Consider the following 24,696-nt stretch of genomic DNA (forward strand, 5'->3'; position numbering starts at 1 on the left):
CGCCTGCTCTCTGCAAAAAGCGAGACCCTATATGCGCACCCCATCTCTCGAAAACTGCACATCCCGCAACAGCTTCCACCGTCCAGCCTCTTCATCTTGCCAAAAACACTTCGGGGGTCTGGGGGCTGGCCCCCAGCCGCACGTCAATAAAAGCTCTGCGGATCAATATCCACCGCCAGCCGCAAATCCCCCTTCAGGCGAAATTGCCCAACCCATTGCGCCAAAGCCGCCTGCAACGGCGCGCTCTTGTCGGCTTTCACCAGCAACCGCACGCGGTGTCGCCCGCGCACGCGCGCTATTGGCGCAGGTGCTGGGCCGTAGACCTCGGCACCAATGGCCCGCAACATGCCCGCATTGCGCGCCAAGGCATTGCCCAAATCAAATACCTGCGACACATCCCCCCCCGACAGAATGATCCCCGCCATACGTCCATAGGGCGGCACGCCCGCGTGGCGGCGCTCATCCGCCTCAGCGCTCCAAAACCCTTTTTCGTCTCCTGCAAGAATCGCTCGGATCACCGGGTGCTCGGGTTGATAACTCTGCAACATCGCCACTCCGGGTTTCTCCGCCCGACCGGCGCGCCCCGCCACCTGTCGCATCAATTGAAACGTACGCTCGGCGGCGCGCAAATCTGATCCCTGAAGACCCAGATCCGCGTCAATCACCCCCACCAGCGTCAGCAATGGGAAATTGTGCCCCTTGGCCACCAATTGCGTGCCGATAATAATATCGGCACCCCCAGCGGCAATAGTCTCGATGCCCTCTTTCAATGCCCGCGCCGATCCAAACAGGTCCGAGCTCAGCACCGCCAGCCGCGCCTCGGGCCACAGCTTACCCGCCTCTTCGGCCAACCGTTCAACTCCGGGGCCAACCGGGGCCAACTTGCCCTCCACTTCGCAACTCGGGCACACCTCTGGCATGGCTTTGGTCTCGCCGCATTGATGGCACACCAACCGTTTCAGGAAACGGTGTTCCACCATGCGTGCATCACAATGATCACACCCAACCTGATGCCCACAAGCCCGGCAAATCGTCACCGGGGCATAGCCCCGCCGATTGATGAACAACAGGCTCTGCTCACCCGCCAATACTCTGCGGTCGACCGCCGCCTTCAAAGTTGATGAAATCCACCGATCTCGCGCCAAATCCTCAGCGCGCATATCAATCGCGCGCATCTCTGGCAGCACCGCGTCTCCAAACCGTGACATCAGCTCCAGCCGCTCATACTTCCCGGCTTGTGCATTGGCCCAGCTCTCCAGCGATGGCGTCGCCGAGGCCAGCACCACCTGCGCGCCGGACAGCGACGCACGCAGCACCGCCATATCCCGCGCATTATAAAGCACCCCGTCTTCCTGCTTGTAAGACGTGTCATGCTCCTCATCGACCACGATCAATCCCAGATCGCGAAACGGCAGGAATAGCGCAGATCGCGCGCCCACCACCAGCGAGGCGCCACCCTGACCCACCATCTTCCACGTGCGTCGCCGCTCGGTCATGGTCACACCGGAATGCCACTCTGCCGGACGCGCCCCGAACCGCGCCTCAACCCGCGTCAGAAACTCCGAGGTCAGCGCGATCTCGGGCAACAGAACCAACCCCTGCCGCCCCACCTTGAGACACTCAGCCACCGCTTCCAGATAGACTTCAGTCTTGCCAGAACCGGTCACCCCACGCAGCAGGGTTGTTCCATACCGCTCGGAACGAACCCCCGCCCGCAATGCCTCCGCCCCCGCCGCCTGATCCTCAGATAAGGTCTTGCCACCATACTCCGGATCAAGCCGGGCAAACGGCACATCGCGCGGCGTGTCTTCTTCGCGCACCACACCCTGTTTGACCAACCCCTTGATCACCGAGTTCGTTACACCCGCCATTTCACTGAGTTCGCCCAGCGTAAACGACAACCCGCCATAGTCTCGCAGCGCCTCAAGAACACGACGGCGCGCTTCGGTCTGACGGTCCGGCTCGCCTTCGCCCAGACGGTAGATCTTGCGCATTGAGGGTGGATCGCTCAGACCCGGGGCGCGCGTCGCCAGCCGCAACATTGCATGCAGCGGCGTCAACGTGTAATCCGCCGCCCGCTCCAGAAACGCCTTCATCCCCTGATCCATCGGCGCGACATCCAGCACCCGGTTGACCGACCGGATTTTCGAGATGTTATAATCGCCTTTACCCGGCCCCCAGATCACGCCCAACACCTTGCGCGGGCCCAAAGGCACCTCGACAAATGCCCCCTCAGCACAGCCGCCCTCGGGCGCCTTGTAATCCAGAAAACGATCCAGCGGTTGCGCGGTAAGCACCGCCACTAACGCGCCATGTTCGAAAAAGCCGGGTTCCTGCAAGTTGACCCCAATCATTATTCAGCATGTTTCCGCTAACGAATATTGCGCCCTGCCCCGGTTTCAGGGCTTTTCGCAACGTCCCCGATAGGGTAAAGCCATCCCAACCCAAGTCCAACCCGACAAAGGACCCTCCCCATGAAATTCTTTCTAGACACTGCCGACATCGACGCCATCGCCGAACTCAACGCGCTCGGTATGGTGGATGGCGTTACCACCAACCCTTCGATCATCAAAAAATCAGGCCGCGACATTCTCGAAGTGACCAAGGAGATCTGCGACCTCGTCGAAGGTCCGGTCTCTGCCGAAGTCACCGCCACCGACGCCGACGAAATGATCGCCGAAGGTCGCAAACTGGTTCAGATCGCGGATAATATCGCCGTAAAAGTTCCCCTCACCTGGGACGGCCTGAAGGCGTGTAAAGTGCTGACTGACGAAGGCAATATGGTCAATGTAACCCTGTGTTTCTCAACAAATCAGGCACTGCTGGCCGCCAAAGCAGGTGCGACATTCATCTCGCCCTTTATCGGTCGTCTGGATGACATCAACCTTGATGGCATGGATCTGATCCAGGATATCCGTCAAGTTTACGACAATTATGGATTTGAAACCCAGATCCTCGCGGCTTCGGTGCGTACTGTGAACCACGCATCGCAATGTGCGCTGGTAGGCGCAGATGTGATGACCGCACCTCCTTCGGTTGTCAAAAGCATGGTGAATCATGTGCTGACTGACAAAGGGTTGGCCGCGTTTTTGGCGGACATCAAGGATGCGGGCATTAAGATCCTCTGAGGGATTAGTTTCCAAAGCGGGGGCCAGCCCCCACACCCCCGAAGTATTTCTGGCAAAATGAAGAGGGCGGGCCTGTATGAGGTCCGCCCTGTTTCGTGTTGACTGTGTCCTTAGTTGATCGAGACCAGCTCGATGGCAAAGGTGAGATCCTTGCCTGCCAGCATATGGTTGGCATCCATCGTCACCGTGTCATCTGTCAACGCGGCAACGGTTACGGGCATGACCTGACCATCAGGGGCGCGCATTTGCAGTTGCAGCCCCACCTCGAGCGGTATTTCCGCCGGGATGTCGGCGCGTGGGACATCCTGCACCGCGTCATCGTGGCGCGGACCGTAGGCCTGATCACAGGCGATTTCAGCGACTTTCTTGTCACCTACCAACATGCCATCCACGGCCGCGTCGAATCCGGGGATCACCTGACCTCCGCCTAGTGTGAATTCCAATGGGTCGCGCCCTTCAGAGCTGTCAAACACCGTTCCGTCGCTCAGAGTGCCTTTGTAGTGGATGCGAACGGTATCGCCCGATTTTGCAGCTGTCATGAGATATCCATTCTGTCAGCGGGACCAACCCCCATTGGGCCAGTTTGAAGGCGCAATTTAACTGGCGTGCTTCCGAAAGACAAACAGCCCTTTTCGCCCTGCGCAATCTCTGTCAATCTTGCCCGGTCAAGGGAGGACACCATGCCGATCACCACCTGTATCTTCGACGCATATGGCACATTATTTGACGTTGCCGCCGCCGCCCGAGAGGCCGCTGCAGAACCGGGACGCGCCGTTTTTGCCGAGCATTGGCCGCGCGTGGCACAAGATTGGCGCCTGAAACAATTGCAATACACATGGCTGCGCGCCGTATCGGATGCGCATTGTGATTTCTGGGACGTGACCAAGGACGGGCTCGACTGGGCGCTTGAGGCCAGCGGGCTGGAAGGTGATCCAGAACTGCGTGAGCGCCTTTTGCAGCTTTATTGGGAATTAAGCGCCTACCCCGAGGTACCCAGAATGTTAGCTGAACTGAAAGAGCAAGGTATGAATACCGCGATCCTGTCCAACGGGTCGCCCGCAATGCTGGATGGCGCGGTGCAATCGGCCGGTATTGGCGCGTTTCTGGATGATGTGCTGAGCGTTGAAAGCGTCGGTATCTTCAAACCGGCCGCATCGGTCTACGATCTTGTTTTGAAACGTTTCGAATGTCAGCCCGATAATGTGCTGTTCGTCAGCTCAAATGGTTGGGACGCCGCCTGCGCCACCGGGTTTGGCTTTACCACCGCATGGGTCAATCGCGCGGGCGAGCCGATCGACCGCTTGCCATGGGTGCCAGAACTGGTGCTCAGCGATCTGACTGGCATCCCCGAGGAGACCAATCGATAATGCCCCAGTTTATCACGTCCGACGGCTTGTCCCTTTCCTTTGACGACACCGGCGGCGCCGGGCCAGCTGTACTTTGTTTGGCGGGGCTGACCCGAAATGCCAGCGATTTTGACTACGCCATGCCCGCGCTTAAGGGAGCGCGCGTGATCCGCATGGATTACCGCGGGCGCGGGCAATCGCAATGGGCCGAAAATCCAATGACTTACACAATCCCACGTGAGGCGCAGGATGCGCTGGAATTGCTTGACCACCTGAGTCTGCCGCGCGCTGCCATCCTTGGCACGTCTCGCGGCGGTCTGATCGCGCTGACCATTGCGGCACTGGCACCACAGCGGTTAAGCGGTGTGTGTTTCAACGACATTGGTCCGGTCATCGAACTTGGCGGATTGGAAACCATCGTCGACTATATCGGGCGCAATCCCGTCTGGAAAACCTATGACGAGGCCGAAACCGCCTTTGCCACCCGTGTTCCCGGCTTTTACAACGTGCCTGCCGGGCGTTGGCGGGAAGAGGTGGAAAAGCACTATGTCCAGACAGATCAGGGCCTGACGATCAATTACGATCCAAAACTGCGTGATGCGGTGCTTGCCAGCATTGACCCCAATGCCACACCGCCTGACCTCTGGCCGCTGTTTTCATCGCTCTCGGCATTGCCCCTTGCCGCACTCCGGGGTGACACTTCGGATATCCTCAGCGCCGAAACCTTTGCAAAAATGCAAGAATGTGCGCCCATGATCGCCGCAACCGTGCAAAATCGCGGACATGTGCCATTTCTGGATGAGCCAGAAAGCGTACATGTTTTGACCCGCTGGGTCGCCGAACTCAGGAAAGACATGCCATGAATATCGACATGATCCGTGCTGCCGCCACCCGTCTCAAAGGGCATGCGCGGCGCACACCTCTGCTGACGTCGCCCTTTCTGGACGAGATCGCGGGGCGACGCGTGATTGTCAAACCTGAATGCCTGCAACATACCGGTTCGTTCAAATTTCGCGGCGGATGGTCGGCGGTTTCGGCATTGGACGAGGCGACCCGCAAGCGCGGTGTGATCGCATTTTCTTCAGGAAACCACGCCCAGGGGGTCGCTTTGGCCGCAGCCAAACATGGGGCGCCCGCTGTCATTGTCATGCCCAATGACGCCCCTGCTCTCAAGATTGACAATACCCGCGCCTTGGGGGCCGAAGTCGTGCTCTATGATCGCCCCGGTGGCGAAAACCGCGAAGCGGTGGGCGACGTCATCGCCCGCGAACGCGGCCTCACGCTCATCAGACCGTACGACGAACCTCAAGTGATTGCTGGTCAAGGCACCACAGGACTTGAGATTGCAGAACAGGCCCGCGAACTTGGCGTTGAAAATGGCGATGTACTAATCTGTTGCGGCGGCGGCGGCCTGACTTCGGGCATCGCTATGGCGCTTGAGGCAGAAGCGCCTGGCCTGCGGGCCCGCCCGGTCGAGCCTGAAGGGTTTGACGATGTTGTCCGCTCGCTGATCACGGGCGGGATTGAGACCAACAATCGCCAATCCGGCAGCCTGTGCGATGCCATCATCACGCCTTCACCTGGCGAAATCACCTTTCCGATTATGTCGCGCCTTTGCGGTCCCGGCGTTGTGGTCAGCGAAGACCAAGCCATGCACGCCGTTGCCCTGGCCTTTAAGCGGCTCAAGATCGTGGTTGAACCCGGCGGTGCCGTGGCACTAGCGGCGGCACTTTTCCATGGTGACAAGATCGAGGGCGAGGCCGTTGTGGCCGTGTGCACAGGCGGCAATGTGGACAAGGATGTGTTTGGCGACGCGTTGGCGCGTTTTGCCTGACGGAAAAGCCAAGTGCTGGGGTTGGGTTAATGAGTATTTCTGGAACACTAATAGCAGCTGGTTCGAACAGAGCTGCGATTTTGGGAGAGTAAGATGACCCGTTTCACAATCGCATCCTTCAACGTCAAGAACCTGATTGGCGCGGATAAGGAATATTATCAGTTTCAGTCCTACACCCCCGAAGAATACGCATGGAAAACCGACTGGACAGCAAATCAAATCTTTACCATGGACGCCGACATTGTCGGTTTTCAGGAGATTTTTGAAGAAGACGCCTTGCGCAACGTGATTGCCGAGGCGGATCGCATCGGCGGCGCGTCCAATGAGGCCGCAATCCCCTCAAAATCAAAGAGCTATCACCGCAAGGCGATTTTCCGCAAACTCGGCTATACGCCCTATGGCGATGCCGCGCTTGCCTTTGCCCCAAACGCCAATGACACAGGTGTGCCCGGTGAACGACGACCCGGTCTGGCCATCCTGTCACGCTTTGGTTTTGTTGAGCCGCCCGAGATCATTCAGGACCTGCCCGAAGCACTGAACATCCCCTTTCGCGAACTTGGCGGCGACGATGGTGGCTCCTTCCGCCTCTCGCGCTTGTCACGCCCCATTCTCAAGGTGCGCATCCCCGTCGGGGATCAGATCATAACCGTTTTAAACTGCCACATGAAATCCAAGCTTGGCGAATATCTGCGCCCGGCTGGCGCTGATTTCGCACCGGAGTCCGACCTTACCCAGTATGACCCCGTTGGACGTGCCCTTGGTTCCTTGCGTGCAGCCGTGCGCCGCATGGCCGAAGCATGGGTGTTGCGCCGTGCCATCGTAACTGAGCTGGAACAGGGTCGCCCAGTACTCACATTGGGCGATTTCAACGATGGCGAACACGCGGTCAGCAGCGAAATCATCTCGGGCGAGACTCCATTCAAAAATTACTCATGGATGCTGCGCCACGATGCCAAGGACCACAGTGACCGCTATTCGCGCGGCGAAAACACACAGATCACCAATGCAGTAAATGATATGCGCCTTACCTCAGCCGAGGCGCTTTTTGTGCGCAAATCCCTGCGTGATATGGTCTACACCACGGCCTTTGGCGGCGTTTACGAAAGCATCGATCAGATCTACATGTCGCGACATTTTCACCCGGAATACGACAATCGCATTGGCGAAATGGACTATTTTAGCGTATTAAATGACCATCTAACCGATGGTAGCCATGCAGAGGCACCCTATAACAAACTTGCCAGCGACCACGGCCAGATTATGGCGCATATCGCACTAAACGACTGACTTATCAGGAGAAAGACGATGCGCGTTGCTGAATTTGACGGCACCCGCCTGCATTTTCGCGTCGATGGAGACCTCACCGGCGCGCCGGTTTTGTTCATTAATTCTCTGGGCACGGACCTGCGGCTCTGGGACCCGATTTTACCGTTCCTGCCTGCCGGGTTGCGCATAATTCGCTATGACAAACGGGGGCACGGCCTCTCTGATGCGCCGCCTGCGCCCTATTCGATGGGCACACTGGTGCGCGACGCGGAACAGCTGCTCGATATGCTGGATGTGCGCGACGCCATGGTCGTCGGGCTGTCCATAGGCGGCATGATTGCTCAAGGGCTCGCCGTCAAACGCCTTGATCTCGTGCGCGCACTTGTGTTGTCCAACACCGGCGCCAAAATCGCCACGCGTGAGATTTGGGACACCCGTATCGACACGGCCCGACGCGACGGCGTCGCCGCACTTGCGCAAGGCACAATGGAACGCTGGTTCAGTCGCGAATTTCTAGATCGCCCAGAATTGGCCCTGTGGCAAAACATGTTCGAACAAACCTCGCTTGACGGGTTTACAGGCTGTTCAGCGGCCATTCGGGGTACTGACTTTTACACCCCCACCTCGGGCCTGCGGCTGCCTACGCTGGGTATTGGCGGTTCAGAGGATGGCGGAACACCGCCGGACCTCGTGCGCGAAACCGTGGACCTGATCCCCGGTTCCCGCTTTGAGCTGATCCGCCGCGCCGGGCACCTGCCCTGTGTCGAGCGCCCGGAAACCTACGCCGCCATGCTTACGGATTTCTTCACGGAGACCGGCCATGTCTGACATCCTGCTCGTGCACGGGTCTTGCCATGGCGCATGGTGCTGGCGTGATCTGGAACCCGCCCTGACCGCATTGGGCCACACTGCACGCAGCATCGATATGCCCTCGCACGGTGCCGATCCGACCCCGCCGGAACAGGTCACGCTCGACAGTTGTGCGCAATCAGTGGTCGATGCGCTTGGCCGCGATACGGTTGTGGTCGGGCACAGCTGGGGTGGATTTCCGATATCACGAGCCGCAGACATGGCGCTTGGTTTCAGACGGCGCAAGATCGCGCGGCTGATCTATCTCTGCGCCTATGCGCCGTGGGATGGCCACTCGCTCGCGGATATGCGCCGCGCCGCGCCGCGTCAGCCGCTCAAGCACGCCATCGTCAAATCCGCCGATAGCATTAGTTTTGGCATCGACCCTGCCTATGTACGAGACGTGTTCTACCACGATTGCCCTGCGGGCACGCTGGAATACGCCCTCCCACGTCTGTCGCACCAGCCGATCAAACCGCAGGAAACACCAGTCGCGCTTGGTCCGGGTCACGCCGCGGCGCCCAAAAGTTATATCCGCTGCAACGATGACCGCACCATCCCGTCAGAATTTCAAATCACCATGACCAAAGATTGGCCCGCAAGCGATATCTTTGAAATGTCCACAGGCCACTCGCCATTTTTTGCTGATCCCGCTGGCCTTGCCACTCTGATCGACAGGATTGTCAGAGCCTAATCCTCTTCAGGCAATGCCGACATCTTAGGGTCGCGGTACCGATGCAAACGCCGCGCCGAATCCATTGCGAATTTCTGGATCAGTTTCTTGCGACGCGCCCCGGCCAGTTTGTCCTCTGGCCCCATTCGAATGATCTCTGCATCATACGCATCGGCCATGATCAATCCTGTACCCTCTGGCAGCAACTCGGTCGGAAACGCGGTATCCACGGCCCAGAAATATCGGTCACACCACTCAAGATAGCCTTGCCACTTCTTGTCTGTCTGGAAATCCGCGCGGCTGGATTTACATTCCACCACCCACAATTCTCCTTTGGGACCAAGCGCCATCACATCCACCCGCAAGCCACGAATTGGGACAAATTCTTCAATCGAAACATAGCCATGGCTGCGCAGATGGCGGCTGACACCGCGCGCAAGCAATTGTCCGGGTTGCAAGTCCTGTTCCATACCGCAAATGTGAACAATTCGTGAACAAATGGCAAGTCCAGTTTTTCGCGCGCCTTTCACCCACGTGACAGGTTCCCCCTTGCCCCGGCCCGCTCGCACCCCTAGATAGGTCAGTGGCGGGTGCTGCCCTTCTCGTGATACGGTTGCATTCCGGTGGCCTTAAGCAATTCCGAGGGAGCTGGCTCTGTCCTGGTCCTGGCCTAGTTACCTGGCGCCCACCTGTATAAACAGGTCCTCGGGAATGAGATAACCACACGGCTGCGTTTGCGGGCCCGCCACTTTTCCACCCGCTCAGGCGGCGTTTGCCTGGTCACGTGTCACCCAAACACCCACCTGTTCGCGCCGCCCACGCACAGCCTGATCGCCTCTATCCTCCAACCGTCTCAACAATATCTGCCCGGTTTTATCATCCGCTGCGATGGCATCCACCACGGCATCACTCACCGCGATCGGTCGCCCAAATGCACGTGTCAGCTGTTCCAACCGGCTGGCCACATTAACCGTGTCACCAATCACTCCAAACTCCAGCCGCCGCGCGTTGCCGATATCGCCCACGACAACTGGCCCGAAATGAATACCGATGCCAATCTTGACCTCGGTCTGCCCATCAGCTTCGCGTTCAACGTTCCACTGCTCAAGCAACGCGCACATGTCAAACGCACATTGCAACGCGCGACGCGCATCATCCGGGTGGGTATCCGGCGTGCCAAAAGTCGCCATCAGCCCGTCACCGAGATATTTGTCCAACGTCCCGCCATTCTCAAATACAGCCCTGCCAAGGCGGTCATGATAGCCGCGCAGTAATGCCACAACCTCGCTGGCGGAATATTGTTCGCAGAGCGCCGTAAAACCTACGATATCCACAAACAGAACCGCCACATCCTGTTCACGCGCTACGCCCAAGTCTGAATTTCGCTGGCTGATCCGCTCTACAACGTTGGGTGAAAAGTACCGCGCCAAACTAGCACGTGACCTTTCGGCTTCAACTTGGCTCGTAACCAGTCGACGCGACCGGCGCACCAACGCCGCCAACCCCGCAGACAGCAAGACCGTAATCAGAATCTCCTGCGCCCAGAAGCCAAGATAGATGAAATCAGGGTCTGCACGTGCCGCGACAAACGCGTCCACCGACTGTTCCGGCAAGTCCAGATTTGTGAAGGCATCCGGCCGACTTGCGAACCAGGCCAACATGCCCGTACGGGCCAAAACAATACTGGCGCCACACCACAACACCAAGGATGGGCGAAAGCTAAAGGCGGCCTGCATTAGAAATAGGTAGAAAAACATGAACTGGCTGCTCGCCATCATGATAGCAGGGGGTAAAACATAGCTCGCCAGCGGGTTTTGTGCGCTTGAAATCACCGCCAACAACGCACAATCAATCGCTACAAATCCGTATTTTGCCCTGTCCGAGAACCAGCCCAGCTTGGCCGAATAGAACTGCAACACCCCAATGAGCACAAAGACAACTACTTGAGAAAGCTGAAATAAATAGCTCCACCCGTGGTTTGGATTGTCAATCGCAACCCATATAACAACAACCGTTAGCGCAACGATCCGAACGCGCGCTGCCAGCATCAAACCCAGCTGCTCTGCGCCGTCAAAACTCACGTCAGGAACTCTTGCCGCTTGCGTGCCTTGATCCAAACTCATTGCATTCAACGCCTTTGCTCATTTTGCCCAACGCCATCACCAGCGTGTCTAAACAGCATGCTGCCTTGCCACCAGATGCACGATTTTTTTCAGGCTTCGGACCCAGGAACCGTCTTCCCAGATGATACGACAGATTACACGGGTGAGTGGACAAAACATTCCTCTTGACGTGATACCCTTTGGCATCATATCAATAATAATACTAAATGGTATCACTTCTGGAGCCCCTATGCCCCCCAACTTACAACCAACTTTCCGGGCCCTCTCCGACCCTACGCGCCGAAACATCCTGCGTATGCTGGGCCAACGCGACATGACAATCGCCGAAGTTTCCGCGCAATTCGACATGACACGCGCGGCGGTCAAAAAGCACCTCGTTGTGCTGAGCGATGGCGGATTGATCACGGTCCGAACCGAAGGGCGCGAGCGTATCAACACGCTGAACGCACAAGCGCTGAAACCCGTGACCGACTGGCTCAGCTGGTTCGAACGGTTCTGGGACACACATTTGGATGCCCTCAAGGATGCCATCGAAACCGAAGACACCGAATTGGAAAAGGACACAAAAGATGACACTGGACACCACACAAATGACTGACACTACCATTCGCAAATCCGTATTTCTCGCCGCGCCTAAATCGCGCGTATGGGATTTTCTGACAAAATCCGACCAATTGGCAAAATGGTTCCACCCCGCCCAGTCCGACCTCAAACCGGGCGAAGACTATCTGCTCACCTCCCAAAAAGACGGAGATCGCATGTGCTGGGGCTCAGTCCAAGAAATGCAGCCACATGATTACATGAAGTGGTCGTTCACCGTTGGCCCTCTCAATGGCGTCATGACAACCGTGGAATGGTCTCTCGCCGACGCTCCCGGCGGCACCCGCTTGACGCTGGAACATCGCGGCCTTCCGGCCAATTCCGACGGCTACGGTCTTGTTCTTGCGCTGGACAAAGGTTGGCACGGTTTCCTGCTCAACCTCCACGATCTCGACTGATCCCACCGGTGGGCCTCCCGCCCTTTGTCAGCGCATCAAAGATGCACTTCCTCTCGTTGGGCCCGGCGTGGCAGGTGGCTTAAGCCACCTGCCACGCCTCCCGCTCCCCGCAGGGGCGCAAGGCCTCATCAGGCCTTGCTGACACCTCTTTTCAAGGGGTTCACACTCCGTATACGGTGCCTGAACACCAACCGGAGCGCGCGATGTTTTCACAAGACAATCTAAAATACGACCCCATCCCACTCCCTGATCATGTTGCCCAATGCGATGCGGACATGGCCACAGCCGCTAAAGGGTTCTTTGAGACAATGGCCCGTCGTCACACAGTGCGCGACTTTGACAAAACCCCGGTCCCGCGATCCATCATCGAAACCTCAATCGCCACTGCCGGGCGCGCGCCATCCGGTGCCAACCACCAGCCCTGGTTTTTCGCCGCCATCTCTAACGCCGACCTCAAAGCACGTATCCGCGCCGAAGCCGAAGTGGAAGAGCGCCGGTTTTATGCAGGCGGCGCTGGCGACGAATGGATCAAAGCGCTAGAGCCTATTGGCACCAACGATCACAAACCTCATCTGACAGACGCACCTTGGCTTATCGTAGTCTTTGCACAGCGCTACGGCGAATTTTCTGACGGCATGCGCTACAAAAACTACTACGTCCCGGAAAGTGTCGGCATCGCCTGTGGTTTTCTGATCGCCGCCTTGCACCACGCGGGTCTATCGGTGCTGACCCACACTCCAAACCCAATGAAGTTCCTAACACCAGCGCTCGACCGCCCCGCGTCGGAAAAGCCAATCATGATCCTCGCGGTAGGGCGCGCCGCACAAAACGCAACCGTCCCGGCGGTGGCCAAGGTCAAGAAACCCCTCTCTGAAATCATGACTGTCTGGGATTGATTAGCGCGCTCTTGCACGTACAGACACCGGACGCGTTTCGGTGGTCAAAACCGGCGTGGCATCTCGCTTGCCGCCCGATCCGTTGTCATCACGCGCCATACGCATCACAGAAATCGCAAATTGCACACCGGCAAAAACGATTCCATTGAACACCCACAACAATCCCACGGCCAGAACACCGCCCTGCGCAGCACTTACCAAATGCCAGAGATTGCCAACATTGAACCACAGCAACAGCGCGACAAAAATGGCCGACAAGCCGAACCCGGCAACCACTTGCATGACATACAGTCGAATGAGCTTGGGCACATTACACCTCCTGACACATCAAAAGGCTACGCCCTTGCGCTACAAGTGCAATGATAATCCGCGACCCAGCCGTCTTGCGCGACACCCCGCCGCACACCGTAACCTATCTGATTGCAACACTCTTGCCAGACACCAAAAACTGACGAAAACTGAAAATCCATACAAAGTGAGTTGGGTAGAACATGTGGCAGGATTTCCTCGATGCATCCCTTAGGGACAACTTAACACTGATTTTCAGCATCGTCGGAAGCCTAAGCGGCCTTAGCTTTTTTCTGTCCCTCGGCTGGCTGCGGCGTGCCCGCAATTCCAGTCAAACCATTCTGGCGCTGGAAGACGAAAACAAGCAATTCCGCAGCGATTTTGCCAAAGCTCAGGTCCGGCTCAAGGAAATTGATCCGGACATTATTGTAATGCAATTGACCGGTCCCTCCCGCTTGCCCGACAAATCAGCCCGCGCGAAACGCGCCGGCATTTATTTGAACGCCATCGCACCTGCGGTCACACATTCGGCCGCAACCATTGCGCAACAGGCAATTTTCGAGTTCTCCGAAAACCCTGATAAATCGGTCAAAACTGCTTTGTCCCAAATTGCACTGGCGGAACACTTTACCAGTGACGACCCCGAACTCGAACGCTTGAAATCCGCAGGCAAGCGGCTGGAAACCGTTTTGGCTTTGCCTGAAACTGTCCTGACCCCAGAAGTCTTTGTTCTACAAGATTTTGAAGTTCAGGCGCTTGCCAACACGGCTATGGAAAAGGGAAATCTCGACGAAGCTCTGTTTCTGTCGACTCTGTGCGCAGAAAAATCCGAACAACGCACAGGGCAAATGTCTTCCAATCACGCGGCCGCACTGACCACGCTAAGCCAAGCACAATCCCGTGTTGGATTGCATCTAGAGGCGATGCAAACCCACGATCGCTGCATTGAAATCTACCGTGAAATCCTTGGCTCCGAAAACCCCGATTTTCTGTTTGCAGAGGTCGATCGCGCCACCAAGCTATTGCGCGCGGGCCGCGCCGAAGATGCGCTCGATCACCTGACCAAATTGGAAAAAAAACATCACAATGGCGCTTGGCCACGCAAACGACCCCGCTATGGTACATTGCCTGTCAACTCGGGCATCTGTTCTGGATGAGCTGGGCCAAGTTGAAGAGCGGGACGCGACTCTAAATCGAGCTGGCGCCATCTTTGACTTGATCAAGCTGTCACACAAGATTGGAAACGCTCAACGGCTCGACGATCCTCGCGACTATATTCCTCGCGACTCGATCGTCATTCTTTGACACTCAGCCTTAAAACGCTTCGGGTCTGGCCTCGCGCGCCATGTGATCCAGCACCGCGTTCACGAACTTGCTTTCCTTGCCTTCGGGAAAGAACGCCAGCGAGATTGCCACATATTCGCTGATCACCACCTTTGGCGGCGTGGTGGTTTGGGTCAATTCCGCACCGGCGGCACGAAACAGCGCGCGCAAGGTCGGATCAATTCGGTTGATTGGCCATTTCGCCACCAGCGCGCGATCTGTCATCTGGTCAATCGGCGCCTGATAATTCACCGCATCTTCCAGCGTCTTTATGAACAGCCCGGTATCACCCTCGATCATATCCGTGCCGTCATCGACCTCAGCTCCAAACCGATGGTCCAAAAACTCGACCCGCACCTGATCATAGGTCTGGCCCGACGCCTCCATCTGAAACAGGGCCTGCACCGCATATAGGCGCGAGGCGGATTTCATCTTGCGTTTCTGGTTGCCGGACAGGGTCATGCGGTCGGGGTATCCTTTGCTGCACCAGCAAGCTTGATCTCTTCGGCATCCGGCAAAAACCCGACACCCTTACGCTGGCCGCCCCACTTACGAGCGAGCGCGATCAAATGCAAGGCCGCAGCCGCAGCACCCCCGCCCTTATTTTGATCCGCGACATCCGCGCGCACCTCGGCCTGCTTACGGTTTTCAACGGTCAGAATACCATTGCCAATGCACAGGCCCTGCAACCCTAAAAGCTGAATCGCGCGACTGCTATCATTGCAGACCGTTTCATAATGCGTGGTCTCGCCCCGGATCACACAACCCAGCGCCACATAACCATCAAAGTTGCTCATGCGCTCGGCCATGGCAATGGCCGTTGGTACCTCTAGCGCGCCGGGCACATCAACCAGCTCCCACGTGCCACCTGCCGCTTCAATTTCGGCGGTGGCCCCCGCCAACAAGTTGTCACCGATATCTTTGTAATAAGGTGCGCGCACCACCAAAAGCTTGACCGGCTTGTCAAACTCAGCCCGTGGCAGGATGTAATGTTGTTCAGCCGTCGCCATGGTTTACTCCTCGGTCAAAATTGGATGCGTGCCCACAATGCTGAGGCCATACGCATCAAGCCCCAGATACACTGTCTCCGGCGAATCTGTCAGCAGGATCAGTTTACTCAACCCAAGGCTAGACAGCATCTGCGCGCCCAACCCGGTGTTTTTGATCGTGCGCGGTCCTTCATCTTCATCAGCATACAGACTATTGCGCGGTTCGCGGAACAAACACACAACGCCCTGCCCGGCTTCGGCAATTTTCTCCATCGCCCGCGGTAGCTCTCGCGCCGATTTTGGGCCAAGCCCCAGAACATCACTTGCTCCATGCAAGGCGTGGGTGCGCACCAACACCGGTTCATCCGTGTCGACATCACCCTTGATAAGAACGACATGCTCGATACCGTGGATCTGGTCTGTAAAAATGCGCATATCCCACGCACCGCCATATTCAGATGTGACCATCTCGCGAGATGTCTCGACAACCAGATTGTCATTGCGCGCACGATAGGCAATCAAATCGCTGATCGTTCCGATCTTGAGACCATGTTCCTTGGCAATTTCAACCAGCTCAGGCAATCGGGCCATGGTGCCGTCCGCGTTCATGATCTCACAGATCACAGCGCTGGGGTGCAACCCGGCCAGGCGGGAAATATCCACAGAGGCTTCTGTATGACCTGCCCGCACCAAAACGCCGCCACGCTTGGCGCGCAACGGAAACACATGGCCAGGTGTCGCGAGCGACGCCATTGTGTTTTGCTCGTTGATTGCGGCTGCAATGGTCAAGGCACGATCACCTGCAGAAATGCCCGTGCTGACACCTTCGCGCGCCTCAATAGACACTGTAAATGCCGTCTCGTGACGCGACGAATTGTTAACGGCCATCATCGGCAGGCCCAACCGATCCACACGCTCAGCTGTCATCGGCAAACAGATCAATCCGCGCCCATGTGTCGCCATGAAGTTAACCGCTGCCGCATCCGCAAACTCGGCCGGAATAATAAAATCCCCTTCGTTCTCGCGATCTTCGTGATCGACAAGAATATACATGCTCCCATTGCGCGCATCTGCGATAATTTCTTCAATTGGGCTAATCGCATCGCGCAGGCTTTGCTCGACGGGCCCCGGGTTCTCAAAGGACATGAACGTGTCTCCGGCAAGTGATTGCGCAGGCAATATCGCATGCCCCTTTCAATTGCCAGTACCACATGCGCCTTGTTCCTGCACAAACGCGACCGCATCAGCTAACAGATGCAAGCGTGCGCCACTTCTTCATCCGGTCCGAGCGTCATTCAGTTGTTGCCTGAGGGCAGTTTCATCCTGAAGTCCCCAGAATTCCTGAATTTTCCCATTCCTAACGCGGTAAATGCTTACAATCCGAAACGCGACCTGCGCCCCTGTGGCCGGAATATCGAGCCAAGTATCAGAATGTGTACCCGTTAATGTCTTATAAGCCACCACCCGATCGCCTTCGGCGATAATGGCCTCAACAGTGGCCTGCAAGTCCGGAAATGCTTTCAGAAACAACGTGTACCCCGCTTTCAGACCATCAAGTCCGCCGACAAATGCGCCGCCACCGCTGGCCGTGTGGTCCATAAAATCGACGGCAAAAATATCGTCTATGGTTTCTATGGCGTGGCCGTTCTGGATCTCGTCGATATAGCGTTGAACAACAGCTTTGTTCGCACTCAAGGTCTCGTCATGCATAGGAATTCCTTCATATTCGACCGCACAGCCAGTCTAGCACAGTTCCGCGCCGGGCGGTTCCACAGGCATCGGGCCGATCGACCAGACAGATTTTTTCTTTCCCTGCACCAAGACGCATTCTACCCTTCCTGAAACAATCCGCCGAGGTTCATAAATGCGCACCACCCGCCTGCTGACAGCCGTCGAAGCCCACGCCGAAGGCGAGCCCGGCCGTGTCATCACCGGTGGGTTGCCACATATCCCCGGTGAATCCGTCTTCGCCAAGATGCAGTATATGCAGGCCAATCACGACGACATCCGCCTTTTAATGCTCCGAGAGCCGCGCGGTAATCCGGGCCTGTGTTGCAACGCCATCGTGCCGCCCTGTCACCCCACGGCTGACATGGGCTTTATCATCATGGAGCAAACCGAATACCCCCCGATGTCCGGCTCAAACGCCATCTGCGTCACCACGGTCTTGTTAGAAACGGGCATTCTGCCAATGCAGGAGCCATTCACAGACCTCACACTCGAGGCTCCCGCCGGGCTCATCCGCGTCCGCGCCACTTGCAAGGACGGCAAAGTCACGTCCGTCACATTTCGCAATGTGCCCGCCTTTGCCGTGCATCTCGATGCACAGATAGACGTTCCCGGACTGGGACCGGTTACTGTTGATATCGCATGGGGCGGCATGTTCTTTGTCCTCGCCCAGGCCGCAGCCTTGGGGGTCTCGCTAGATCCTGATAATGGCGGCGAAATCCTACGCATTTCCGAAGCGATCCGCCATGCCGCCGCAGAACAGCTGCCCGTGGCGCATCCCGACAACCCCGCCATCTCCGGCCCCACAATCACCAACCTCTGGGGGTCTCCCACCGATCCGGCCACGCACGGGCGCGGCGCTATAACGCTCTCGACCGGCCCATATGACCCGACAAATCCACAGGCGGCCAGTGGCATTCTTGACCGGTCCCCCTGTGGCACCGGCACCTGTGCCAAAATGGCGGTACTGCACGCGCGCGACCTTTTGAAACCGGGCCAAGACTATGTGAACGCGGGCCCACTCGGCACCACCTTCACGGGCCGCATCCTCGAAGAGACTACAGTCGGCCCCTATCCCGCAATCATACCCACTCTGACCGGTCAGGGTTGGATCTATGGCACCTCCCAATACATGCTCGATCCAACAGATCCGTTCCCGACCGGGTACACGGTTGGAGACATTTGGTGAGCACGATGCTGACAATCTGGGGCCGCAAAACCTCTTCGAACGTTCAGGCGCTGATGTGGTGCGTCGACGAACTTGGCCTGCCCTATCTGCGCCACGACCTCGGCCACCGATTTGGCGGTCTGGACGACGCCGCGTTTCGTCGCCTCAACCCCAACGGCACCATTCCCGTGCTTCAGGACGGAGACGAACCACCTTTATGGGAAACCGGAGCAATCCTGCGCTATCTGGCCACCTGCTATGGCGACGAAGACTTCTGGCCATCCAAACCAATTGCGCGCGCGCATGTTGATCGATGGGCAGAATGGGCCAAGATCAACGTTGCCATGCAATTCACCGTGCCAGTGTTCTGGCGCGTGGTGCGCACACCGCCCGTCCAACAGGACACCGCCGCCATCACGGCCGCCGTCGAAAATCTGGAAACCAGACTCAGCATTGCCGCGCACCAGCTGACAATCCACCCTTACCTAGCCGGCACGCGCTTCACGCTTGCCGACATCCAGCTTGGGCACATTCTCTATCGCTATTTCGACATTTCCATTACACGGGCTGACCTCCCGGCTCTTCGGGAGTACTATGACCGCCTCACCCAACGCCCTGCATTTCGCGCCCACGTGATGATCGATTATGACGATCTTCGCGTTCCGTGACACCCAACGAGAACAGCCCGTAAGGGATGGCGGAGCTGCCCATCTGCGTCACCCTGCATCAATGCCCCAATGCCGCAAAACCACACCGACGCAATACCGACAGAATACCGACGTAATACCTACGTTTCAATTTCGCACAAATGAGGGCCTTAACCATTCATCTCCGCCAGCCGCGCCACATAGCGCGCCAGCGTATCAATCTCGAGGTTTACCAGATCGCCTTCTTTCGCCTCACCCCACACAGTCACACCCTTAGTATGCGGAATAATGTTCACCCCAAACGTGCACCCATCTACCTCGTTCACCGTCAGTGACGTGCCATTCAGCGCCACCGACCCCTTAGGTGCAATGAACTTTGCCAATGCTTCGGGTGCACGGAATGTAAACCGCGTGCTGTCACCCTCGTCCACCATCGAAACAATTTCGGCCACACCGTCAACATGCCCCGACACAATATGCCCGCCCAGCTCGTCGCCCACCTTAAGCGCACGCTCCAGGTTCACCTTGGTGCCCTCGGCCCATGAAGCCAGATTGGTCTTCGACACAGTTTCCGCTGATATTTCAACGTCGTACCAGTCGTCACCTAGCTCCACCACGGTCAGACAAATACCGTTACTGGCAATGGATGCACCCATGTCAATCGTGGCTGTGTCATAGCTCGTCCCGATCCGCGCACGCAAATCACCGCGCTTTTCCAATGCGCGCACTTCGCCGATGTCTGTGATGATGCCAGTAAACACGAGGCCTCTCCTTTGTCTGAGAACGCCCAAGACCTACCGCTGCGCGTGCGCGCTGACAACCCGTCAGAATCTGGCAAATTGCGACCTTAATTCTGCCGCAACCTCATTGTACTCTGCTTGGAAACAACCAGCATCGCATAACAGAACCATGACACATTCCACAGGCAACAATCGGGTTTTCCTCTTCCTGCAAGGGCCACACGGGCCTTTTTTTGCAGGGCTTGCCCGTATGTTACGTCGCTCTGGCGCCACAATCTGGCGGGTTGGGTTCAATGCTGGGGACCGGGCATTCTGGCGTGATTCGTCCACCTATATCCCCTACACGGATACCCCCAAGAACTGGCCTACAGCTTTCAAATCGCTGATGAAAACCAAGAGCGTGACTGATATCGTTCTCTACGGCGACACACGCCCAATCCACTCCGAGGTAGTTGCAATTGCACGCGCTGCCGGTGTGCGCATCCACGTCTTCGAAGAGGGTTACCTGCGTCCCTATTGGGTCACCTATGAACGCGGTGGGTCCAACGGGCACTCGCGCCTTATGAATATGACAATCCCGCAAATGGAGCGCGCACTCGAAGGTTCGGACATGGAAGCTCCTCTGCCGCCCGGACATTGGGGCGACATGCGCCAACACGTCTTTTACGGTGCGCTCTATCATTGGTTCGTGATGTTCGCGAACAAGGCTTACCGGAATTTCCAACCCCACCGCGACCTTTCGGTCACGCGTGAATTTCAACTTTATATCAAGCGCTTGCTTCTTACACCTATTCAGATGGTTGAGCGCCGGATCGCAACGCGGCGCATTCGCACAGGCGGTTTCCCCTATCATCTGGCTTTGCTGCAACTGGAACATGACAGCAGCTTTCAGAAACACTCTCCTTTTGACTCCATGGTCGATTTCCTCGATCTCGTCATCTCCCAATTTGCAAAGGGCGCCCCAAGCCACCACCATCTGGTGTTCAAAGCCCACCCCTTAGAGGATGGCCGTGTCGCCCTACGCAAAGAAATCAAACGCCTGTGCCAGATGCATGGCGTCGCGGACCGTGTGCATTATGTGCGTGGCGGCAAACTGGCCCAGCTTCTCAACGATGCGCGCACCGCCGTCGCGGTCAACTCGACCGCTGGTCAGCAGGTGCTATGGCGTGGCATCCCGCTGCGCGCCTTTGGCGACGCGGTTTATAACCAGCCGGAATTTGTCAGCACCCAGCCGCTGGCAGATTTCTTCTCGGGTGCAACGCGCCCCGACAACCAAGCTTACAAAATTTACCGCCGCTACCTTCTGGAAACCAGTCAGGTACCCGGCGGTTTTTACTCCGCAAAGGGTCGCCGTCAACTCATGCGACTCGTTGTCGATATGATGCTCTCACCCGAAGATCCTTACGAGGCGCTCCGGTCTGGCACAGCGGCACCAAGGCAACAGTTGCGTCTGGTGAACTGACCGACACAAGGTCTAGCGCTGGATTTTTGGTTCGGATTCCGGTAACTTGTCGGAAAAAATTGAGGCAGAATAATAATAGGTCGAGGAGACCGAGCAGTGAAACCCTTTCAAAAACGATGGGCGAAGTGCGCCGTCACAGTGGCTCTTATTGCCGCCGTGTCATCGTGCAGCCTGATTCCCCGCCCCGGCCCGAACAAACGTGAAATCTTTGCCGGATCCGTGCAACGCGAAGGCGACGCATTTATCGTGGCCGTCAACGACCGCGTCACACGCGCAACCGCTGTAGTGCCCGCATTGGGCTTTTCCGATGGCTTTCAAAACGCCGGCACGCTTGGCTCAGATACGATCCGCCCGGGTGACATTCTTGCGCTGACCATCTGGGAAAACGTCGATAAACCGCTTCTTGGCCCCGAAGGTCAGGTTGCCGCCGTCCTCGAAGAAGTTCAGGTTGACGGCGCCGGGTTCATATTTGTGCCTTACGCTGGTCGCATCCGCGCCGCTGGCAACACCCCCGAAAGCATCCGCCGCATAATCTCGGCCAAACTGGAAGAGCAGACACCCGACCCCCAAGTCGAAGTGCGCCGCGCTGCCGGGGATGGATCAACCGTGTCCCTTATCGGCTCTGTTGGAGCACAGGGCGTCTACCCCATCGAACGCCCAACTCGCACGTTATCGACTATGTTGGCCAATGCAGGTGGTGTCACCATCGTACCTGAAATTGCGCAAATCACAGTTCTGCGTGGCGAAACATCCGGCAAAATCTGGTTTCAGGACCTCTATGAAAACCCGCAGCTCGACATCGCGCTGCGCGGTGGCGACCGTATTCTTGTAGAAGAAGACACGCGCGCCTTTACCGCGCTGGGGGCAACCGGCACCCAAAGCCGTATCAACTTCACAACTAAGGATCTGTCCGCGATTGAGGCGATTGCTCAGGTCGGCGGTCTCTCGGCTACGACCGGGGATCCCACTGGTGTCTTTATCTTCCGTAATGAAGCGGATGTGATCTCGAACCAAGTTCTGGGCCGCTCCGACCTTCAGGGCGCGCAGCGTATGGTCTATGTGCTTGATCTCACCGAACCAAACGGCCTGTTCATGGCACGCGACTTTGTGGTTCGCGACGGTGACACGCTTTACGTGACCGAAGCGCCTATCACCACTTGGGACAAGACAATTTCCGCCATCACCGGCACGCTCACATCGGCCGACACATTGTCGAGCCTTGGCGCGCTCTAACGTGACAGGCACTACGCCAATCAAGGCCGCCGGGACATCATCCTCCCGGCGGCTTTTTGCATTCAATGGTGGGTTTTATACACAACACCGCCTGCGCCGCATTCTGCACCTCGCAGGATACGATCTTCGTCTTGGTTGGCCCAAACCTGATGACCAGATTGCGATCTGGGGGCAAAGCCCGACATCCGGGCGCGGTCACATCGTCGCCGCCAAAACTGGTGCCAGCCCGCTGTTTTTTGAAGACGCTTTTCTGCGTTCCGTCCGACCGGCCCGCGTGTCCAAAGAACCACCAATCGGCCTGTTCATCGACAACCAATGCCCCCACTTTGACCCGTCAAAACCCAGCGATCTCGAAACCCTTTTGGCCACGCATCCGCTGGATGACAGCGCCCTGCTGAACCGCGCCCGTGCCGCCGTTGCGCGCCTACGCGAAGCACATCTGACAAAATATTCCGGCGTTGATCCAACACTGCCCGCACCCGCTCCCGGCTATGTTCTGGTCATTGACCAAACGCGCGGTGATGCATCCGTTACGGCAAGCGGGGCAAATGACGCCCGGTTTCGCGAAATGCTGGTCATGGCTCAGGAAGAGCACCCCGGCTGCCCGGTCATTATCAAGACCCACCCCGAAACCGCCCAAGGCCAGCGATTGGGCTATTATGGTCCAGAAGATGCCAATCACCGCGTCACCCTCTGCACCGACCCAATCAGCCCGTGGACGCTGTTCGAAGGGGCTGTGGGGGTCTATACCGTGTCCTCGCAAATGGGGTTCGAGGCAATATTTGCCGGGCACAAACCCCGCATCTTTGGCAAACCGTTTTACGCGGGCTGGGGTCTGACGGCCGACGAAGACCCCGTTCCACGCCGCCAACGTATCCTGACTCGTGCACAGCTTTTTGCGGCGGCCATGATCCTTTATCCTGTATGGTACGACCCCTGTCGCGATCAACTCTGTTCGCTCGAAGACGCCATCGACCAATTCGAAGCACAAACCCGAACATGGCGCGAAGATCAATTTGGCTGGAACGCCCATGGAATGCGCCTGTGGAAACGCAAACCACTGCAAAAGGTTTTTGGCAGCGTCAAACCGATGGTGTTTGACAAACCCACATCTGACCGTCCGGCAATGGTCTGGGCCAGCAAAAATGGCCCAGAAGGCGCCACGCGAGTCGAAGACGGTTTCTTGCGATCACGCGGCTTGGGCGCCGAGTTGGTCCCGCCCCTGTCGCTGGTCTGCGATGACCTTGGCATTTACTACGATCCGTCCCGCGAAAGCCGTCTTGAGCATCTGATCGCGCAGCGTGCCGACCTACGCCTCGATCAACACCACCGCGCCGAAGACCTCGTGGCGCGCCTGCGCAAACTCGGCCTTAGTAAATATAACCTTGGAGGCGCGCTGCCAGACCTGCCCGAAGGCCGAAAAATCCTCGTGCCCGGTCAGGTCGAGGATGACGCCTCGATCCTTGCTGGCACCGACGCATTACGCACCAATCGCGCGCTGCTCGAAGCCGCACGGCGCGCCAATCCCACTGCCCGCGTGCTTTATAAACCTCACCCCGATGTTGAGGCCGGCCTGCGGCAAGGGCACATACCCGATGCCGAAGATTTTGCCGATATGGTCCTTGATCACGCGGACATGGCGCAACTGCTGGAACAGGTGGACGAGGTTTGGACCATGACCTCCCTCACGGGCTTTGAGGCGCTGCTGCGCGGTGTCAAAGTCGTCACCTTGGGCACACCATTCTATGCGGGCTGGGGGCTGACCGATGACCGTGGCACGATCCCTCAACGTCGCAACGCGCAACCAGACCTCGCCGGGTTGGTACACGCGACGCTGATAGACTATCCTCGTTACTTCGATCCCGTCAGCGGTCTTCCCTGCCCGGTCGAAACCGCCATAGAACGCCTCGCTACCGGCGACATTCCCCATCCGGGCGCATTCAATAGATTGCTTTCAAAGCTACAAGGGCGATTTGCCAGCTACCAGTCTCTGTGGCGCTAATTC

The 24,696-nt window shown here is 57.5% G+C and carries 26 protein-coding genes; 16 read left to right on the forward strand and 10 right to left on the reverse strand.

Going from position 1 to position 24,696, the window contains the following annotated elements; translation table 11 throughout:
• Positions 1–143: 143 nt before the first annotated feature.
• Positions 144–2,354, reverse strand: coding sequence for a primosomal protein N' (locus CLV88_RS08725; RefSeq protein WP_106608012.1), 2,211 nt, complete (start codon positions 2,352–2,354; stop codon positions 144–146).
• Between the two features lie 120 nt (positions 2,355–2,474).
• On the opposite strand from CLV88_RS08725, the gene fsa reads away from it, so the two are divergent.
• Positions 2,475–3,128, forward strand: a complete 654-nt coding sequence (gene fsa, locus CLV88_RS08730) for a fructose-6-phosphate aldolase (RefSeq protein ID WP_106608013.1) — start codon at positions 2,475–2,477, stop codon at positions 3,126–3,128.
• A gap of 110 nt (positions 3,129–3,238) precedes the next feature.
• Here the strand turns inward: fsa and CLV88_RS08735 are convergent, their stop codons facing one another.
• Positions 3,239–3,667, reverse strand: a complete 429-nt coding sequence (locus CLV88_RS08735; RefSeq protein WP_106608014.1) for an FKBP-type peptidyl-prolyl cis-trans isomerase — start codon at positions 3,665–3,667, stop codon at positions 3,239–3,241.
• Positions 3,668–3,808: 141 nt separating this feature from the next.
• Between CLV88_RS08735 and CLV88_RS08740 the strand changes: the two genes are divergently transcribed.
• The 6 genes from CLV88_RS08740 to CLV88_RS08765 all read left to right on the forward strand — a co-directional run bounded on the left by CLV88_RS08740 (position 3,809) and on the right by CLV88_RS08765 (position 9,117).
• Positions 3,809–4,495: a haloacid dehalogenase type II gene (locus tag CLV88_RS08740; RefSeq protein ID WP_106608015.1), complete on the forward strand. Its 687-nt coding sequence runs from the start codon at positions 3,809–3,811 to the stop codon at positions 4,493–4,495.
• Positions 4,495–5,337, forward strand: coding sequence for an alpha/beta fold hydrolase (locus CLV88_RS08745; RefSeq protein WP_106608016.1), 843 nt, complete (start codon positions 4,495–4,497; stop codon positions 5,335–5,337). Before CLV88_RS08740 ends, CLV88_RS08745 begins: the two co-directional genes overlap by 1 nt.
• Positions 5,334–6,308, forward strand: coding sequence for a threonine ammonia-lyase (locus tag CLV88_RS08750; protein WP_106608017.1), 975 nt, complete (start codon positions 5,334–5,336; stop codon positions 6,306–6,308). The genes CLV88_RS08745 and CLV88_RS08750 overlap by 4 nt, the downstream gene beginning before the upstream one ends.
• 93 nt (positions 6,309–6,401) lie before the next feature.
• Positions 6,402–7,595, forward strand: a complete 1,194-nt coding sequence (locus tag CLV88_RS08755) for an endonuclease/exonuclease/phosphatase family protein (protein WP_106608018.1) — start codon at positions 6,402–6,404, stop codon at positions 7,593–7,595.
• Between the two features lie 18 nt (positions 7,596–7,613).
• Positions 7,614–8,402, forward strand: a complete 789-nt coding sequence (gene pcaD / locus CLV88_RS08760) for a 3-oxoadipate enol-lactonase (RefSeq protein WP_106608019.1) — start codon at positions 7,614–7,616, stop codon at positions 8,400–8,402.
• Complete coding sequence (locus CLV88_RS08765) at positions 8,395–9,117, forward strand: alpha/beta fold hydrolase (protein ID WP_106608020.1); 723 nt, start codon at positions 8,395–8,397, stop codon at positions 9,115–9,117. The genes pcaD and CLV88_RS08765 overlap by 8 nt, the downstream gene beginning before the upstream one ends.
• Here CLV88_RS08765 and CLV88_RS08770 read toward each other — a convergent pair.
• Both CLV88_RS08770 and CLV88_RS08775 read right to left on the reverse strand, forming a co-directional pair.
• A complete protein-coding gene (locus tag CLV88_RS08770; RefSeq protein ID WP_106608021.1) occupies positions 9,114–9,566 on the reverse strand; it encodes an MmcB family DNA repair protein in 453 nt (150 codons plus the stop codon). The genes CLV88_RS08765 and CLV88_RS08770 overlap by 4 nt on opposite strands.
• A 291-nt stretch (positions 9,567–9,857) precedes the next feature.
• Positions 9,858–11,219 carry an adenylate/guanylate cyclase domain-containing protein gene (locus CLV88_RS08775; protein ID WP_106608022.1) on the reverse strand — a complete coding sequence of 454 codons (1,362 nt, stop codon included), beginning with the start codon at positions 11,217–11,219 and terminating at the stop codon, positions 9,858–9,860.
• 229 nt (positions 11,220–11,448) lie between these two features.
• Here CLV88_RS08775 and CLV88_RS08780 point away from each other — a divergent pair, with 229 nt between their 5' ends.
• The 3 genes from CLV88_RS08780 to CLV88_RS08790 all read left to right on the forward strand — a co-directional run bounded on the left by CLV88_RS08780 (position 11,449) and on the right by CLV88_RS08790 (position 13,113).
• A complete protein-coding gene (locus CLV88_RS08780) occupies positions 11,449–11,817 on the forward strand; it encodes an ArsR/SmtB family transcription factor (RefSeq protein ID WP_106608023.1) in 369 nt (122 codons plus the stop codon).
• Complete coding sequence (locus CLV88_RS08785; RefSeq protein ID WP_243403609.1) at positions 11,789–12,217, forward strand: SRPBCC family protein; 429 nt, start codon at positions 11,789–11,791, stop codon at positions 12,215–12,217. Before CLV88_RS08780 ends, CLV88_RS08785 begins: the two co-directional genes overlap by 29 nt.
• Before the next feature lie 203 nt (positions 12,218–12,420).
• Positions 12,421–13,113, forward strand: coding sequence for a nitroreductase family protein (locus CLV88_RS08790; protein ID WP_106608025.1), 693 nt, complete (start codon positions 12,421–12,423; stop codon positions 13,111–13,113).
• Here the strand turns inward: CLV88_RS08790 and CLV88_RS08795 are convergent, their stop codons facing one another.
• Positions 13,114–13,422: a hypothetical protein gene (locus CLV88_RS08795; RefSeq protein ID WP_106608026.1), complete on the reverse strand. Its 309-nt coding sequence runs from the start codon at positions 13,420–13,422 to the stop codon at positions 13,114–13,116.
• Between the two features lie 182 nt (positions 13,423–13,604).
• Here CLV88_RS08795 and CLV88_RS08800 point away from each other — a divergent pair, with 182 nt between their 5' ends.
• Positions 13,605–14,558 carry a tetratricopeptide repeat protein gene (locus CLV88_RS08800; protein ID WP_106608027.1) on the forward strand — a complete coding sequence of 318 codons (954 nt, stop codon included), beginning with the start codon at positions 13,605–13,607 and terminating at the stop codon, positions 14,556–14,558.
• Between the two features lie 157 nt (positions 14,559–14,715).
• Here CLV88_RS08800 and nusB read toward each other — a convergent pair whose 3' ends face one another.
• The 4 genes from nusB to CLV88_RS08820 form a co-directional block, all read right to left on the reverse strand.
• A complete protein-coding gene (gene nusB, locus CLV88_RS08805; protein ID WP_106608028.1) occupies positions 14,716–15,186 on the reverse strand; it encodes a transcription antitermination factor NusB in 471 nt (156 codons plus the stop codon).
• Positions 15,183–15,734, reverse strand: a complete 552-nt coding sequence (locus CLV88_RS08810) for a 6,7-dimethyl-8-ribityllumazine synthase (protein ID WP_106608029.1) — start codon at positions 15,732–15,734, stop codon at positions 15,183–15,185. Before CLV88_RS08810 ends, nusB begins: the two co-directional genes overlap by 4 nt.
• Before the next feature lie 3 nt (positions 15,735–15,737).
• The gene (ribB, locus tag CLV88_RS08815; RefSeq protein ID WP_106608030.1) at positions 15,738–16,859 is read right to left on the reverse strand and encodes a 3,4-dihydroxy-2-butanone-4-phosphate synthase; all 1,122 of its coding nucleotides are present in this window, start codon (positions 16,857–16,859) and stop codon (positions 15,738–15,740) included.
• Positions 16,860–16,988: 129 nt separating this feature from the next.
• A complete protein-coding gene (locus CLV88_RS08820; protein WP_106608031.1) occupies positions 16,989–17,423 on the reverse strand; it encodes an ester cyclase in 435 nt (144 codons plus the stop codon).
• Positions 17,424–17,577: 154 nt separating this feature from the next.
• Here CLV88_RS08820 and CLV88_RS08825 point away from each other — a divergent pair, with 154 nt between their 5' ends.
• Entirely contained in the window at positions 17,578–18,630 is a 1,053-nt protein-coding gene (locus tag CLV88_RS08825; RefSeq protein ID WP_106608032.1) for a proline racemase family protein, read from the forward strand.
• A gap of 5 nt (positions 18,631–18,635) precedes the next feature.
• Positions 18,636–19,277, forward strand: coding sequence for a glutathione S-transferase family protein (locus CLV88_RS08830; RefSeq protein WP_106608033.1), 642 nt, complete (start codon positions 18,636–18,638; stop codon positions 19,275–19,277).
• Between the two features lie 149 nt (positions 19,278–19,426).
• Here the strand turns inward: CLV88_RS08830 and CLV88_RS08835 are convergent, their stop codons facing one another.
• Positions 19,427–20,017 carry a riboflavin synthase gene (locus tag CLV88_RS08835; protein ID WP_106608034.1) on the reverse strand — a complete coding sequence of 197 codons (591 nt, stop codon included), beginning with the start codon at positions 20,015–20,017 and terminating at the stop codon, positions 19,427–19,429.
• Positions 20,018–20,165: 148 nt separating this feature from the next.
• On the opposite strand from CLV88_RS08835, the gene CLV88_RS08840 reads away from it, so the two are divergent.
• From CLV88_RS08840 to CLV88_RS08850, 3 genes are all read left to right on the forward strand, one after another.
• Positions 20,166–21,458 carry a capsule biosynthesis protein gene (locus CLV88_RS08840; protein WP_106608035.1) on the forward strand — a complete coding sequence of 431 codons (1,293 nt, stop codon included), beginning with the start codon at positions 20,166–20,168 and terminating at the stop codon, positions 21,456–21,458.
• A 96-nt stretch (positions 21,459–21,554) separates the two neighbouring features.
• A complete protein-coding gene (locus CLV88_RS08845; RefSeq protein ID WP_243403610.1) occupies positions 21,555–22,691 on the forward strand; it encodes a polysaccharide biosynthesis/export family protein in 1,137 nt (378 codons plus the stop codon).
• A gap of 1 nt (position 22,692) precedes the next feature.
• Positions 22,693–24,693 (forward strand): capsular polysaccharide biosynthesis protein, encoded by a 2,001-nt coding sequence (locus CLV88_RS08850; RefSeq protein ID WP_243403611.1) that lies wholly within the window; start codon positions 22,693–22,695, stop codon positions 24,691–24,693.
• Positions 24,694–24,696: the final 3 nt, after the last annotated feature.

The sequence above is a fragment of the Shimia abyssi genome (assembly GCF_003014475.1).
Taxonomy (GTDB): Bacteria; Pseudomonadota; Alphaproteobacteria; order Rhodobacterales; family Rhodobacteraceae; genus Shimia; species Shimia abyssi.

Coding starts and splice junctions, on each gene's coding strand:
- CLV88_RS08790 (WP_106608025.1), top strand. CDS start 12,421: ATGTTTTCACAAGACAATCTAAAATACGACCCCATCCCACTCCCTGAT.
- CLV88_RS08775 (WP_106608022.1), bottom strand. CDS start 11,219: ATGAGTTTGGATCAAGGCACGCAAGCGGCAAGAGTTCCTGACGTGAGT.
- CLV88_RS08820 (WP_106608031.1), bottom strand. CDS start 17,423: ATGCATGACGAGACCTTGAGTGCGAACAAAGCTGTTGTTCAACGCTAT.
- CLV88_RS08755 (WP_106608018.1), top strand. CDS start 6,402: ATGACCCGTTTCACAATCGCATCCTTCAACGTCAAGAACCTGATTGGC.
- CLV88_RS08725 (WP_106608012.1), bottom strand. CDS start 2,354: ATGATTGGGGTCAACTTGCAGGAACCCGGCTTTTTCGAACATGGCGCG.
- CLV88_RS08765 (WP_106608020.1), top strand. CDS start 8,395: ATGTCTGACATCCTGCTCGTGCACGGGTCTTGCCATGGCGCATGGTGC.
- CLV88_RS08785 (WP_243403609.1), top strand. CDS start 11,789: ATGACACTGGACACCACACAAATGACTGACACTACCATTCGCAAATCC.
- CLV88_RS08810 (WP_106608029.1), bottom strand. CDS start 15,734: ATGGCGACGGCTGAACAACATTACATCCTGCCACGGGCTGAGTTTGAC.
- CLV88_RS08740 (WP_106608015.1), top strand. CDS start 3,809: ATGCCGATCACCACCTGTATCTTCGACGCATATGGCACATTATTTGAC.
- fsa (WP_106608013.1), top strand. CDS start 2,475: ATGAAATTCTTTCTAGACACTGCCGACATCGACGCCATCGCCGAACTC.
- CLV88_RS08830 (WP_106608033.1), top strand. CDS start 18,636: ATGCTGACAATCTGGGGCCGCAAAACCTCTTCGAACGTTCAGGCGCTG.
- pcaD (WP_106608019.1), top strand. CDS start 7,614: ATGCGCGTTGCTGAATTTGACGGCACCCGCCTGCATTTTCGCGTCGAT.
- CLV88_RS08745 (WP_106608016.1), top strand. CDS start 4,495: ATGCCCCAGTTTATCACGTCCGACGGCTTGTCCCTTTCCTTTGACGAC.
- CLV88_RS08840 (WP_106608035.1), top strand. CDS start 20,166: ATGACACATTCCACAGGCAACAATCGGGTTTTCCTCTTCCTGCAAGGG.
- ribB (WP_106608030.1), bottom strand. CDS start 16,859: ATGTCCTTTGAGAACCCGGGGCCCGTCGAGCAAAGCCTGCGCGATGCG.
- nusB (WP_106608028.1), bottom strand. CDS start 15,186: ATGACCCTGTCCGGCAACCAGAAACGCAAGATGAAATCCGCCTCGCGC.
- CLV88_RS08750 (WP_106608017.1), top strand. CDS start 5,334: ATGAATATCGACATGATCCGTGCTGCCGCCACCCGTCTCAAAGGGCAT.
- CLV88_RS08800 (WP_106608027.1), top strand. CDS start 13,605: ATGTGGCAGGATTTCCTCGATGCATCCCTTAGGGACAACTTAACACTG.
- CLV88_RS08735 (WP_106608014.1), bottom strand. CDS start 3,667: ATGACAGCTGCAAAATCGGGCGATACCGTTCGCATCCACTACAAAGGC.
- CLV88_RS08780 (WP_106608023.1), top strand. CDS start 11,449: ATGCCCCCCAACTTACAACCAACTTTCCGGGCCCTCTCCGACCCTACG.
- CLV88_RS08770 (WP_106608021.1), bottom strand. CDS start 9,566: ATGGAACAGGACTTGCAACCCGGACAATTGCTTGCGCGCGGTGTCAGC.
- CLV88_RS08825 (WP_106608032.1), top strand. CDS start 17,578: ATGCGCACCACCCGCCTGCTGACAGCCGTCGAAGCCCACGCCGAAGGC.